Raw genomic sequence first — 12,630 nt, 5'->3', positions numbered from 1 at the left:
AAAGGGCCGGCCAGTATGCACAAGGCCCTTGGCGTCGTCACCTGTCTAAAGCGGCAGAACCAGCGGCAGCAGGCGTGCGGTATTGCGCGCATCTTCCAGTGCCCGGTGTTGTTGGCCGTTGAACTGCAAGCCGGCCAGTTGCAACGCGCCGTTTAATCCCAGCGGACGTTCCAGTCGTCGGGCCTTGGCAAAGCGTTGTTTGAGGTTCATGTGCGGCACGTTGGCCAGCATGCTGGCGAGTCCCAGTTGCTGCCAATCCTGAAGCAGTTGTTTGCGATCGTAATCGCCCCAACTGGCCCAGCCCTCAAGTCGCGTGTGGTGTTGGCCGAGCCAGCGTTCAAATTCCGGCCAGACTTCGCCCAGCGGTTGCGCGGCATCGATGTTGGCTTGGGTGATGTGCGTCAGCTCGCGGCAAAACGGCGTCAGCAACGGCCGCCGCACAGGGCGGACGAAGCGCTGGAACTGGTCCAGTTCACGCCCCTTGCGGTCCACCAGGGTGGCGCCGATTTCAATGATTTCCATATCCGTTACGGGCCAACCCCCTTCATCGGTGGTGGCCTCCAGATCAATGACCAGCCAGTGAGGCATTGCAGGTTTCCTGGTATCCGCGTCCTGTAGGGTTTGAGCGTAGCCAAACCCGGCGGTTCCGCCTAGCGGCTTATTCGACCTCCAACAGAATCTGCCGGTTTTTCACCTGATCCCCGATTTTGACTTGCAGGCGTTTCAGTACACCGTCGATGCCCGATTTCAACGGGTGTTCCATTTTCATCGCCTCCAGTACTACCAGCAACTGGCCCTTGCTCACGGGGCTGCCTTCATTGACCAGGACGTCGACAATCGCCCCGTCCATCGGTGCCTTGAGGGTGCCGGAGCTGGCACCGGCCTGGCAGGTCACCTGTGCCTGGGTGCGATCCTCAAACTGCAGGCTGCCTGGGCGGGTAAACAGCCAGAGTTGCCCGGCCTCCAGGCGATAAGCGTGGCGCTGGCGGATCCCATCAATCTCAAGGGTGGCCCAGCGTCCGTCGTTGTGGATGATCTTCAGTTCGAGGCTGCGCTTGGCGACCTGAATGAGCATCGGCTGGCCCGGGGTCGCCTGCAACGCTACCGGCCAGTCCTGATCTTCAAGGCCGATGCGATAGTGCAGCGGCACGCTGGCGTTGTTGCGCCAACCGCCAAGCGGGGCCGGATGAGCCTGTGCCGCAGCCTGATAGAACAGGGCGGCGGCGATGGCTACATGGTGCGCGCCAGGGGTGTGGGAATGCAGGCAAGGATGCTCGGAAAAATGCTGCGCGATGAACCCGGTACTGAATTCACCGCGGGCGAACTGCGGGTGTTCCAGCAGGCTGGCGAGCAAGCACTGATTGCTTTGCACGCCCAGCAGCACACTGTCTTGTACCGCCCGCAGCAATTTGCGTCGGGCTTCTTCGCGGGTGGCACCGTGGGCGATGAGCTTGCCGAGCATCGGGTCGTAGAAGGGACTGATGACCTGGCCTTCGATCAGGCCGTGGTCGATCCGCACACCGTCCTGCAATCCCGGTTCCCAGGCCACGACGCGCCCGGTTTGCGGCAGGAAACCCTGGGCCGGATCTTCGGCATACAGGCGCACTTCCATGGCGTGCCCGTGGAGTTGCACCTGCTCCTGGCGCAAGGGCAGCGGCTGCCCTTCGGCGATATTCAACTGCCAGGCCACCAGGTCCAGCCCGGTGATCAGTTCGGTCACCGGGTGCTCCACTTGCAACCGGGTGTTCATCTCCAGGAAATAGAACTGCCCGCGTGCATCCAGCAAAAACTCCACGGTGCCCGCGCCGACGTACTGCACTGCCCGACCGGCCTTGAGCGCCGCTTCGCCCATGGCCTGCCGCAGTTCAGGCGTCATCACCGGGCAGGGTGCTTCCTCGATGACTTTCTGATGCCGGCGCTGCACCGAGCAATCGCGCTCACCGAGGTAAATCAGGTTGCCATGCCGGTCACCGAACAGCTGAACCTCGACATGACGTGGTTCGACCAGTGCCTGTTCAAGAATCAGTTCGCCGCTGCCAAAACCGTTCAGGGCTTCGGAGCGCGCGGTGCGGATCTGTTCCAGCAAATCGCTGGCGTCGTGCACCAGGCGCATGCCACGTCCACCGCCGCCAGCGCTGGCCTTGATCATCAACGGATAGCCGATGCGCTCGGCTTCGCGTCTCAGGGTCGCGTCGTCCTGTCCGGCGCCTTGATAACCTTCGATGCAGGGCACACCGGCTTCGAGCATGGCGATCTTCGACAGGCGCTTGCTGCCCATCAGTTCGATGGCCTCGGGGCTGGGGCCGATGAAGGTGATGCCCGCGTCCTGGCAGGCGAGGGCAAACCCGGCGTTTTCCGAGAGGAAGCCGTAGCCCGGATGGATCGCGTCCGCGCCGGTGCGCCGAGCCGCGTCGAGGATGGCCGGGATGTTCAAATAAGACTGTTGCACCGCGGCCGAGCCGATGTTGACCGCCTCGTCGGCCATCTGCACATGCAGGGCATCGGCGTCGGCATCGCTGAACACGGCGACCGTGCGATAGCCCAGCGCCTGGGCCGTGCGCTGGATGCGACAGGCGATTTCACCGCGGTTGGCGATGAGGATTTTTTTGAGTCCGGGCATGGGTTGGCTCTCTGATTTTTAGCAGTGTCTGGTCGGGACTCATCGCGAGCAAGCTCGCTCCCACAGGGTTTATGAACGACACAAATCCAATGTGGGAGCGAGCTTGCTCGCGATGCTTTTCATGAAGCCCACCCCGGTTTGCGTTTTTGTACGAAGGCCATCGTTCCCTCGACGCCTTCTGCCCCGATCACAGCTTCGCTGAACCATTCGGCCGCTTGATCGAGCATGGCATCGGTCGGTTGTCCGGCACTCGCCAGCAAAAGTTTCTTGGTCATCGCATTCGCCTCGGGCGCACAACACAACACATGTGCCAACACCTCATCGAGACGCTCGGCCAGGGCCTGCGGATCATGCTCGACAAAATGCACCAGCCCCATGCGCCGTGCCTGGTGGCCATCAAAACGGGCCGCGGTCAGGGCCAGTCTTCGGGCCTCGGTCAGGCCGATGCGCTGCACCACGAACGGCGCGATCTGCGCCGGCAGCAGGCCGAGGCTGGTTTCCGGCAGGCCGAATTGCGCCTGGTGATCGGCCAGGGCGATATCGCTGACACAGGCCAGGCCGAGACCGCCGCCGAGCACCGCACCTTGCAACACAGTGATCACCACTTGGGGGGCGTGTTGCACCTCTTGCAGCAGCGCACCGAACACCCGGTTCAAATCACGGTGAGCGCTCGAACCTTGAGCGCGAGCGTTGGCCATGTCCTTGAGATCGCCGCCGGCGCAGAAGTGGCCACCGGCACCGCCGATTACCAGTGCCCGAACCCCTCGATCGTCGCGCACGGCTGCCAGCACCGAGCGCAACTCGGTGACCATCTTCAAGCTCATCGCATTGCGGCTGTCCGGGCGATGGAGGGTGACGTGCAACACGCCGTTGTGCAGTTCCAGCAACAAGGTCTGGCAAACCGGCAGGCTGCTCATTTCTTTTTCCCCGGCAGGATGCCCATCAGTTTGCAGATGATCCCCAGCATGATTTCGTCGGCGCCGCCGCCAATCGATACCAGCCTCACGTCACGGTAGGCGCGGGCCACCGGGTTGTCCCACATGAAGCCCATGCCGCCCCAGTATTGCAGGCAACTGTCACTGACTTCGCGGCCCAATCGACCGGCTTTGAGCTTGGCCATGGACGCCAGGCGCGTGACGTCCTGGCCTTTGACGTATTGCTCGGTGGCCTGATAGACCAGCGCCCGCAGGCATTCGATTTCGGTTTGCAGTTCAGCCAGGCGAAAGTGGATCACCTGATTGTCGATCAGCGCGTTGCCAAAGGTTTTGCGCTCCTTGCAGTATTCGATGGTGCTGTCGACACAGTACTCCAGGCCCTTGATCATGTTGGCCGCGCCGAACAGGCGTTCCTCCTGGAACTGCAGCATCTGCATCATGAACCCCGCACCTTCATGGCCGATGCGATTGCGCTGCGGTACGCGCACGTTGTCGAAAAACACCTGGGCGGTTTCCGAGCTGCGCATGCCGAGCTTGTCCAGATGCGAACTCAAGCTGATGCCCGGCGTGTTCATCGGCACCATGATCAGCGACTTGTTGATGTGCGGTTTGTCGTCGGAGGTGTTAGCCAGCAGGCAGATGAAGTCGGCGCTCGGCGAGTTGGTGATCCACATCTTGCTGCCGTTGATCACGTAGTCGTCGCCGTCCTTGCGCGCCGTGGTTTTCAGCCCGGCGACGTCAGAGCCGGCGCCGACTTCGGAGACGCCGATACAGCCGACCTGCTCGCCGCTGATGGCCGGGCGCAGGAATTCGTCGCGCAATTCATCGGAGCCGAAACGTGCCAGCGCCGGCGTGCACATGTCGGTTTGCACGCCGATGGACATCGGGATGCCGCCGCAATGAATGGTGCCGAACTCTTCGGCGGCGACGATCGAATAGCTGTAGTCGAGGCCCATGCCGCCGAATTTTTCCGGTTTGGAAATGCCCAGCAGGCCGAGGTCGCCGGCTTTGCGGAAGATGTCGTGGATGGGGAAGCGCCCGGCCTTTTCCCATTCCTCGACGTGCGGGTTGATCTCGTGCTCGACGAATTGGCGCACGGTGCGGCGCAGTGCTTCGTGTTCCTGGGTGAAGATCATTTTTATTGTTCTCCTTTTGATCCTGATTGTTCTCGCGCTGATTAAAAGCGCGCGACACCAAAGCTGTTGGCTTGCAACGGCCGCACTTCGGCCTCCAGGCAGATGTCCAGCAAGTAACCCAGCAAGGTCCGGGTATCGCGCGGGTCGATCAAACCGTCGTCCCACAGGTTGGCGCTGCCGTAGAGCGCTGTGGACTGGCTGTCGAGTTTCTGCGCGGTGACCTGTTCCAGCATGTCGAGCATTTTCGGATCGGGCACCAGGCCGTCCTTGGCCTGTTTGGCCTCGGTGACGATGCGCAGCACTTTGCCGGCTTGCGCGCCGCCCATCACGGCGGTGCGGCTGTTGGGCCAGGCGAAGATGAAACGCGGGTCGAGGCCGCGTCCGCACATTGCATAGTTGCCGGCGCCATAGGAGCCACCGACGACGATGGTCAGTTTTGGCACTCGGGCGTTGGCCACCGCTTGAATCATCTTCGCGCCGTGTTTGATCACGCCTTGTTGTTCCGATTCGGTGCCGACCATGAATCCGGTGGTGTTGTGGAAAAACAGCAGCGGCGTCTGGCTCTGGTCGCACAGCTGGATGAACTGGGCGGCCTTGCTCGCGCCTTTTGGCGTGATCGGGCCATTGTTGCCGATGAAGCCACAGGCGCGGCCCTGAATTTTCAGGTGGCCGCAAACGGTCTGCTGATCGAACTCGCCTTTGAATTCAAGAAAGTTCGAAGCGTCGGCGAGACGAGCGATAATTTCGCGCACGTCGTAGGGTTTTTTCGGGTCATCCGGGATCAGGCCCAGCAGTTCGTCGATGGGGTAGCGCGGCTCCTCCCAGCGACGTTCGGGTGGTTGGGGCAACTGCTCATTCCACGGCAGCAGGCTGACAATCTCGCGCACCTGACGCACACCGTCGGCGTCGTTTTCAGCCAGGTATTCGGCGGTGCCGGCGGTTTGTGCGTGCATCTCGGCGCCGCCCAGCTCTTCATCGGTGGCGACTTCGCCGGTGGCGGCCTTGAGCAGTGGCGGGCCGGCGAGAAACAGCTTGGCCTTGCCGCGCACCACCACCACGTAATCCGACAGCCCCGGCTGATAGGCACCGCCCGCCGTGGCCGAGCCGTGCACCACGGTGACCTGCGGCAACCCCATGGCCGACATTCGCGCCTGATTGGCAAAGCTGCGCGCGCCTTCGACGAAGATTTCCGCCGCGTAATTGAGGTTGGCGCCGCCGCTTTCGGCGAGGGTGATCACCGGCAGTTTGTTTTCCATGGCGATCTGTTGCAGGCGCAGGGATTTCTTCAAGCCGCTGGGGGAGATGGTCCCGCCCCTGATCGCGCTGTTGTTCGCCACCACCAGCACGCGCACGCCGGACACGTAGCCGATACCGGCGATCAAACCGCCACCGGCGGAGCTACCGTCCTTGTCGTCGTGCAGCTTGTAGCCGGCCAGGCTGGCCAGTTCGAGAAACGGCGCGCCGGGGTCCAGCAGCAGATTGAGGCGCTCGCGGGGCAGCAGTTGGCCGCGTTTTTCGAACCTGGGTTTGGCTTCGGCAGCCTTGTTCAGCAGGTTCTGTTCGAGCACGCGAACTTGCTCGATGGCGTTCAGCATCGCCGCGCGGTTCTGGGCGAACGGCTCGCTGTGGGGATCGAGTTGCGACTGAATCACCGGCATGGGTTATTCCTTGTCCTTCAACACGTCTGGTACGTAGGCGCGGTGGAAGCCGTTATACGACTTGCTGTTGGTAGCCTTGTGGATTGGCCAGGCGCGCCCGCCGAGGCTGGCGGCGCCGTCGATGCGCAAGGTGCTGCCGCTGACGAACGCCGCTGCCGGGCTGAGCAGGAAAACAATCGCCGCGCTGACTTCCGATTCGGTACCGATGCGCTTGAGCGGCACGTGTTCGCGCAACGTCGGAATCGCAGCCTTGAAGGCGCCTTCGTAGGTGTCCATGCCGCTGGAGGCAATCCAGCCCGGCGCCACGGCGTTGACCCGCACCCCGGCATGACCCCATTCGTACGCGGCGGTCTTGGTCAGGTTGTCCATGCCCGAACGTGCCGCGCCGGAGTGACCCATACCGGGCATGCCCCCCCACATGTCGGCGAGCATGTTGACGATGGCGCCGCCGTGCTCGCTCATGGACTGGTTGAACACTTCCCGGGCCATCAGGAAACCGCCCACCAGATTGGTGCGCATCACGGTTTCGAAACCCTTCTGATTGATCGAGGCCAAGGGCGACGGGTACTGCCCGCCTGCATTGTTGACCAGGCCATGAATGGGGCCATGCTTGCGGATCAATTCGCTGACCAGGTGCTGCACCGGTTCTTCCTCGCGTATGTCGCAAACCGCCCAATCGGCCTTGCCGCCGTCGTCGGCGATCTCGGCCGCAACGGTTTTCAGCTTGTCGGCCTTGCGCCCGACTAGCAGCACATGGGCGCCGAGGGCCGCCAGTTCGTGGGCGGTGCAGCGGCCGATGCCACTGCCACCACCGGTGACGATGATGTTTTGACCGGCAAACAAATCGGCTTTGAAAATCGAGTCGTAGGCCATGGCGGCAATCCTCTAGTTGAACTGGTCGGCGATGCGCTGCGGCACCGGGATCTGGATTTCCAGCAGTTGCTGGGCGAAGGCTTTGCCTTGCGGATCGATTCGCAGGCTGGCGATACCGCCGCCGCCAAGGGCGTTTTCCAGCAGGAAATTCAGGCTGTGGCTGGCGGGCAAGTACCAGCGTTCGACTCGCCCGTGAATTGGATCGAGGACGTGGCCCATCCAGTCGACGATCACTTCCGGGGTCAAGGCTTCGGCGATCCATGGCAGGAATTCGGGCTCGCGGGCCAGGACGCCGATGTTGCTGTGGTTACCCTTGTCGCCGGAACGGGCGACCGCCAGTTTGACCAGGGCCACGCTGGCGTCGGCCAGGCCAGTCGGTTTCGGTGGCGCGAGCGGGGCTGGCAGGTCCAGCGGGTCGAGCACATCGAGGGCGGGCAGGGCACACCGGTGACGCTGGCCCATGCAATCAATGTCCAGCGTGCAGGCGGTTTTGTCGATCAGGAACGAGAACAGCCGGATCAGCGGATACACCGTCGGCCGGCCACCGACAATCCCGGTCAGCCCCGGCGCCATGCCGGTGGCGGCCTGGGCGATTTCCCGGGAGAACACGATCAATGCCTGCTTGTCCGGATGGCGCACCGCGAGTTTGATCACCACTTCGCGGCTGTCCTGACGCTGGCCGTGGGGGCCGTAGGTGGCCTCGCTGCCCAGCAACTCGATATTCACGTCGCTGTAGGGCGCCCAGCCGCGCTGGCGGAACATTTCCGAGGTCTTGTTGATAATCGCATCGCTGACTCGCCGCGCCTTGTCGACGGCATCGATGCCGGCGATCAGGCAACTGGCGGTGCAGCGAAACCCATCTGGGTAGGTGGCGCTGACCTTGTATTGAGCGGTCGGCGGCAGGCCTTTGGCGCCGTGCACCTGTACCGCGTTCCTGCCTTGTTGCAGCAGTTTGACCTGAGTGAAGTCGCACACCACATCGGGCAGCAGATACGCGCGGGGGTCACCAATTTCATACAACATCTGTTCGCCCACCGTCAGCGGCGTGACCAGCCCGCCGGTACCTTCGGGTTTGCTGACGATGAACTGGCTGTCGGCGCTGACCTCGACGATGGGAAAGCCGATGTGTTCGTAGTCGGGCACGTCGCGCCAATCGGTGAAGTTGCCGCCCGTGCACTGGGCGCCGCATTCGATGATGTGCCCGGCCAATGCCGCCTGGGCGAGCTTGTCGTAGTCGTGCCACGACCAGCCGAACTCATGCACCAGCGCAGCGCTGACCACCGCACTGTCGACCACGCGCCCGGTGATCACGATGTCCGCCCCCAGACGCAGGGCTTCGACGATGCCGGGTGCGCCGAGGTAGGCATTGGTCGAGACGCACATCGAGGGCAGGGGCGCGCCGCTGAACATTTCATGAATGCCCAGTTTGCCCAGCTGTTTGAATTGCGGTTGCAAGTCATCGCCCAGCAGCACGGCGATCTTCAGCGCCACCCCGGCCTTGTCGCAGGCCGCTTGCAGGGCTGCGGCGCAGGCTTGGGGATTGACCCCGCCGGCATTGCTGATGACCCGGATGTTGTGCTGCGCGAGCTGCGGCAGCAAGGGCGCGAGCACTTCGATGAAGTCGCCCGCATAGCCGGCCTGGGGATCTTTCATCCGCGCACCGGCCATGATCGACAGGGTGATTTCGGCCAGGTAATCGAAGACCAGATAGTCCAGCTGCCCGTGTTCCACCAGTTGCGCGGCAGCGGTCGAGGTATCGCCCCAGAAGGCGCTGGCGCAACCGATGCGAATTGTTTTAGGCGCAGTCCATTCCATAGCCACCTCCAACCGAAGTGCGTCGACATTACCAAGCAAGCGCTTGGTTTGTAAATGGCTTGATTATCTTCTGCCCAAGCGCTTGCTTGGTTGCATCCATGAGCTTAAATTGCCCGCGCAACCCCGGTGTTTTCGGGGGATCGGCGTTATTGATTGATCGACTGTAGGAGAGAACGGGTGGATGAGCAAAAAGCCCTGAGGGTCATGCGCCAATTGGTGGACGACGGCCAATTGACCGACCCGGACAGCGCCCGGGGCAAGCTGCTGCAAGTGGCGGCCCACCTGTTCCGCAATAAAGGCTATGAACGCACGACCGTGCGCGACCTGGCCGGCGCCGTGGGTATTCAGTCCGGGAGTATTTTCCATCACTTCAAAAGCAAGGACGAAATCCTGCGCGCCGTGATGGAAGAAACCATACGCTACAACACCGCGTTGATGCGTGCGGCCATCGCCGAGGCCGGCAATGTGCGCGAGCGGGTGCTGGCACTGATCCGCTGTGAATTGCAGTCGATCATGGGCGGCAGCGGTGAGGCCATGGCCGTGCTGGTCTACGAATGGCGCTCGCTGTCCGAAGAGGGCCAGGCCAAGGTCCTGGCGCTGCGGGATATCTACGAAGACATCTGGCTGCAAGTACTGGGCGAAGCCAAGACCGCCGGGTTTATCCGCGGCGATGTGTTCATCACTCGGCGGTTCCTGACCGGCGCATTGTCCTGGACCACCACCTGGTTTCGCGCCGACGGCAACATGAGCCTCGATCAGTTGGCCGATGAGGCGTTGATTCTGGTGCTGGAAGACCGGCAATAAAGTTGTATTGGCCAGCATTAAACTGGCTAATTGGATGAAACCGCCTAGCTTGAATGCATTGGTACCGTTTTATTGGGGAGTGGGGGCGTTTTGATGGGTTCGCCAATTCGGACAGCCTCGCGGCTTTTGCTGGCGATGCTTGCAGCGTCAACGATGATGCCGTCCCAGGCTGCACAACTGGTGCGCATTGGTGCCGCGCACTTTCCGCCCTACACCGTGCGCCCGGAATCCGGGGCCGATACCGGGTTGCTGCCGCAACTGGTCGAGGCCCTGAACGCATTGCAAAGTGACTACCAGTTCGTCCTGGTTCCCACGTCCATTCCACGGCGCTTTGGTGACTTCAAGCAGGGCCGGGTCGACATGGCCATCTTCGAAAATCCCGCCTGGGGGTGGGAAGATATCCCCCACACGGCCGTCGACATGGGGCTGGAGGACGCCGAGATTTTTGTTGCGCAACGCCTGCCCGATCGACAGCAAAGCTATTTTTCCGACCTGAACGGCAAGCGCCTGGCACTGTTCAGCGGCTATCACTACGAGTTTGCCAACTTCAATGCCGACCCCCAGTACCTCGCGAAAAACTACAACGCCTCGCTGACCTATTCCCATGACAGCAATCTGCTGATGGTATTACGCGACCGGGCCGACATTGCCCTGGTCACGCGCTCCTACCTGAGCGACTACTTCTTGCGCAATAAAAAAGTCGCGGATGAATTGCTGGTGTCTCAGCGCGTCGACCAGATCTATCACCACTACGCCATTCTGCGTCCGACCGCGCCCATCAGCGGCGAGGCCTTCGGCAAGTTATTGCAAGGCTTGCGGGACAACGGCCAGATGCTGAGGATTTTCCAGCCGTACAAGATTGCGCTGGTGCCGGTCCCGCGCAACGAACCGGTGCCACAAGTCGCCAAATGACGGTCATTGCCTAAATTTCCCGCCGTGGCTCACGTCACCTCGTCGAACTGTCGACGATTATCGTGAGCCCGACCCATGTCCAATCTGAATGACCTGACTGCCCTGTGCCTGCCGACAGGCAGTCGTCTTGCCGCTGATGAAACGCAAAGCCGCCTGAGCCTCAGCCTGGAAGGGCAACCGTTGCTCACCCTGCGGCTGATGCGTGGCCCCGAGTTGCAGGTGCAATTGGAGGAGCAATTCAGTCGCCCTGAAGGGCAGGCGTTGTGGGCGGCCTGTTACTGGCTGTTCGCTCGCGACCCCGACTGTCAGCGCCTTATCTGGCAACTGCAAGACGTACCGACCGAAGCCGTGTTCAGCGGTCTGCTGATTCGGACTCCCGTCAGCGGCCAGTATCTCTGCGAGCGCACCTTGTTCTGGCAGTTGCCGCAGCCGTGGCTGGGGTATTCCCTGACCGACAGCTACCCGCAGCAAATGGTTATCACCGGCGGCAAGCGTCATCCGCTGCGGCCGGTCAAACCTCGTGGTGAAGTGTATCGACGCTTCGATGTGCGGCTGGGCGCCTGGGTTTCCCTGCGCACGCTGGAAATCGGGCAAGACCTGGCACGCTTCAACCGATGGCAGAACTGCCCGCGCGTCGCGAGTTTCTGGCAGGAGGAAGGCAGTCTTGAACAGCATCGCCAATACCTCAGAAAACTCGAGGCCGACCCGCACACCCTGACGTTGATCGGGTGTTTCGACGATCAGCCGTTCGCTTACTTCGAAGCCTACTGGGCCAAGGAAGATCGCATCGCGCCGTTCTACGAGGCCGGCGATTACGACCGTGGCATTCACATGCTGGTGGGCGAAGAAAGTCACCGCGGTCCGTACAAGGTGGCGAGCTGGTTATCGGCGCTGGTGCATTACCTGTTTCTCGATGATGCGCGCACGCAGCGCGTGGTTGCCGAGCCTCGTGCCGATAACGCGAAGATGATCGGGTACATGCAGGAGCAGTGCTTTCACTGCGAGAAAGAGTTCGACTTCCCGCACAAGCGCGCGGCGTTGATGGTGCGAACACAGGGCAAATGTGGGAGCGAGCTTGCTCGCGATGGGCGCGATGCAGATTTCAGAACTTAGTGGCGAGCAGCCATATCGCCACGCTTGCCCGACACCTTGCGGCAGTGCACGAGCGCATCACGAATCATGAAGTTCACCAGGGTCGGCGAGACGCCGAGTTCCTTGGCGATGTCCTTTTGCGGTACGCCGTGCAGGCGATACATCTCGAAGGCGTAGCGGGTGCGATTCGGCAGCTCGGTCAACGCATCGGCAATGTGCTCCAGCGTCGAGAAATTGATGTGCGAGGTTTCCGGTGACGCACCCTGGATCACCACATTCAGCCCTTCCTCTTCAGGGCCGGAATACTTCTGCTCCAGCGCCTGCTTGCGGTAGTGGTCGATCGCCAGGTTGCGCACGATCTGGAACAGGTAGCTGAGCTGAGCCTTGATCGAACTGGTGATGGGCGGGGCCGATTGCAGCCGGAAGAATGCGTCCTGCACAACATCTTCGGCACGTGAGCGGCAACCGGTAATTCGGGCTGCGATCTTCACCAGAATCAGTCGATTGTCGACGAATGCCTGAAGTAGCGGTGTATCGCACCTGCTTGTGGATACTGGTTCCATCATGGAAATCACCCTGCTGCCAAAAGGTTAGTGGGACGGTGAAAAAACCGGGGGGACCGTCCTACAGATCGAGCGACAAATTAGGCTTAATGATAATGATTGTCAAATGAGAAATAGAACTAATGCGACACAGCGGTGCAGAGTGAGAACTGCGACACGCTGACTCACTTCAGTGCGCCTTGTGTTCCTGTCGACACCTAATTATTTCAAGACGTCATCCGT

At 61.6% G+C, this 12,630-nt stretch carries 11 protein-coding genes; 3 read left to right on the top strand and 8 right to left on the bottom strand.

The window, feature by feature from the left end; all coding sequences use genetic code 11:
• Window positions 1–45: 45 nt before the first annotated feature.
• From AC1D1M_RS06330 to AC1D1M_RS06300, 7 genes are all read right to left on the bottom strand, one after another.
• The gene (locus tag AC1D1M_RS06330; RefSeq protein ID WP_477774970.1) at window positions 46–588 is read right to left on the bottom strand and encodes a 3'-5' exonuclease; all 543 of its coding nucleotides are present in this window, start codon (window positions 586–588) and stop codon (window positions 46–48) included.
• A gap of 70 nt (window positions 589–658) precedes the next feature.
• Window positions 659–2,620: an acetyl/propionyl/methylcrotonyl-CoA carboxylase subunit alpha gene (locus AC1D1M_RS06325; protein WP_477774969.1), complete on the bottom strand. Its 1,962-nt coding sequence runs from the start codon at window positions 2,618–2,620 to the stop codon at window positions 659–661.
• 119 nt (window positions 2,621–2,739) lie between these two features.
• Complete coding sequence (locus AC1D1M_RS06320; RefSeq protein ID WP_477774968.1) at window positions 2,740–3,537, bottom strand: enoyl-CoA hydratase/isomerase family protein; 798 nt, start codon at window positions 3,535–3,537, stop codon at window positions 2,740–2,742.
• Entirely contained in the window at window positions 3,534–4,691 is a 1,158-nt protein-coding gene (gene atuD, locus AC1D1M_RS06315) for a citronellyl-CoA dehydrogenase (protein WP_223550733.1), read from the bottom strand. The genes AC1D1M_RS06320 and atuD overlap by 4 nt, the downstream gene beginning before the upstream one ends.
• A 41-nt stretch (window positions 4,692–4,732) precedes the next feature.
• Window positions 4,733–6,349, bottom strand: a complete 1,617-nt coding sequence (atuC, locus tag AC1D1M_RS06310) for a geranyl-CoA carboxylase subunit beta (RefSeq protein WP_477774967.1) — start codon at window positions 6,347–6,349, stop codon at window positions 4,733–4,735.
• 3 nt (window positions 6,350–6,352) lie between these two features.
• The gene (locus AC1D1M_RS06305) at window positions 6,353–7,222 is read right to left on the bottom strand and encodes an SDR family oxidoreductase (RefSeq protein WP_477774966.1); all 870 of its coding nucleotides are present in this window, start codon (window positions 7,220–7,222) and stop codon (window positions 6,353–6,355) included.
• Between the two features lie 12 nt (window positions 7,223–7,234).
• On the bottom strand, window positions 7,235–9,037 hold the full coding sequence (locus tag AC1D1M_RS06300; protein ID WP_477774965.1) for an acyclic terpene utilization AtuA family protein: 1,803 nt from the start codon (window positions 9,035–9,037) through the stop codon (window positions 7,235–7,237).
• 177 nt (window positions 9,038–9,214) lie between these two features.
• Here AC1D1M_RS06300 and AC1D1M_RS06295 point away from each other — a divergent pair, with 177 nt between their 5' ends.
• The 3 genes from AC1D1M_RS06295 to AC1D1M_RS06285 all read left to right on the top strand — a co-directional run bounded on the left by AC1D1M_RS06295 (window position 9,215) and on the right by AC1D1M_RS06285 (window position 11,866).
• A complete protein-coding gene (locus tag AC1D1M_RS06295) occupies window positions 9,215–9,841 on the top strand; it encodes a TetR/AcrR family transcriptional regulator (protein ID WP_477774964.1) in 627 nt (208 codons plus the stop codon).
• 93 nt (window positions 9,842–9,934) lie between these two features.
• Entirely contained in the window at window positions 9,935–10,753 is an 819-nt protein-coding gene (locus AC1D1M_RS06290) for a substrate-binding periplasmic protein (RefSeq protein WP_477774963.1), read from the top strand.
• A gap of 75 nt (window positions 10,754–10,828) precedes the next feature.
• Window positions 10,829–11,866 carry a GNAT family N-acetyltransferase gene (locus tag AC1D1M_RS06285; protein ID WP_477774962.1) on the top strand — a complete coding sequence of 346 codons (1,038 nt, stop codon included), beginning with the start codon at window positions 10,829–10,831 and terminating at the stop codon, window positions 11,864–11,866.
• Here the strand turns inward: AC1D1M_RS06285 and AC1D1M_RS06280 are convergent.
• A complete protein-coding gene (locus AC1D1M_RS06280; RefSeq protein ID WP_477774961.1) occupies window positions 11,863–12,411 on the bottom strand; it encodes an RNA polymerase factor sigma-70 in 549 nt (182 codons plus the stop codon). The genes AC1D1M_RS06285 and AC1D1M_RS06280 overlap by 4 nt on opposite strands.
• Between the last annotated feature and the right edge of the window lie 219 nt (window positions 12,412–12,630).

Source organism: Pseudomonas sp. P1_F7 (genome assembly GCF_056405655.1).
This window is presented reverse-complemented; position numbering and strand designations above follow the sequence as displayed.

What these genes read in the sequence shown, in the direction of transcription:
- AC1D1M_RS06320 (WP_477774968.1), bottom strand. Translation starts at nt 3,537, where the DNA reads ATGAGCAGCCTGCCGGTTTGCCAGACCTTGTTGCTGGAACTGCACAAC.
- AC1D1M_RS06285 (WP_477774962.1), top strand. Translation starts at nt 10,829, where the DNA reads ATGTCCAATCTGAATGACCTGACTGCCCTGTGCCTGCCGACAGGCAGT.
- AC1D1M_RS06280 (WP_477774961.1), bottom strand. Translation starts at nt 12,411, where the DNA reads ATGATGGAACCAGTATCCACAAGCAGGTGCGATACACCGCTACTTCAG.
- AC1D1M_RS06305 (WP_477774966.1), bottom strand. Translation starts at nt 7,222, where the DNA reads ATGGCCTACGACTCGATTTTCAAAGCCGATTTGTTTGCCGGTCAAAAC.
- atuC (WP_477774967.1), bottom strand. Translation starts at nt 6,349, where the DNA reads ATGCCGGTGATTCAGTCGCAACTCGATCCCCACAGCGAGCCGTTCGCC.
- AC1D1M_RS06325 (WP_477774969.1), bottom strand. Translation starts at nt 2,620, where the DNA reads ATGCCCGGACTCAAAAAAATCCTCATCGCCAACCGCGGTGAAATCGCC.
- AC1D1M_RS06330 (WP_477774970.1), bottom strand. Translation starts at nt 588, where the DNA reads ATGCCTCACTGGCTGGTCATTGATCTGGAGGCCACCACCGATGAAGGG.
- atuD (WP_223550733.1), bottom strand. Translation starts at nt 4,691, where the DNA reads ATGATCTTCACCCAGGAACACGAAGCACTGCGCCGCACCGTGCGCCAA.
- AC1D1M_RS06290 (WP_477774963.1), top strand. Translation starts at nt 9,935, where the DNA reads ATGGGTTCGCCAATTCGGACAGCCTCGCGGCTTTTGCTGGCGATGCTT.
- AC1D1M_RS06300 (WP_477774965.1), bottom strand. Translation starts at nt 9,037, where the DNA reads ATGGAATGGACTGCGCCTAAAACAATTCGCATCGGTTGCGCCAGCGCC.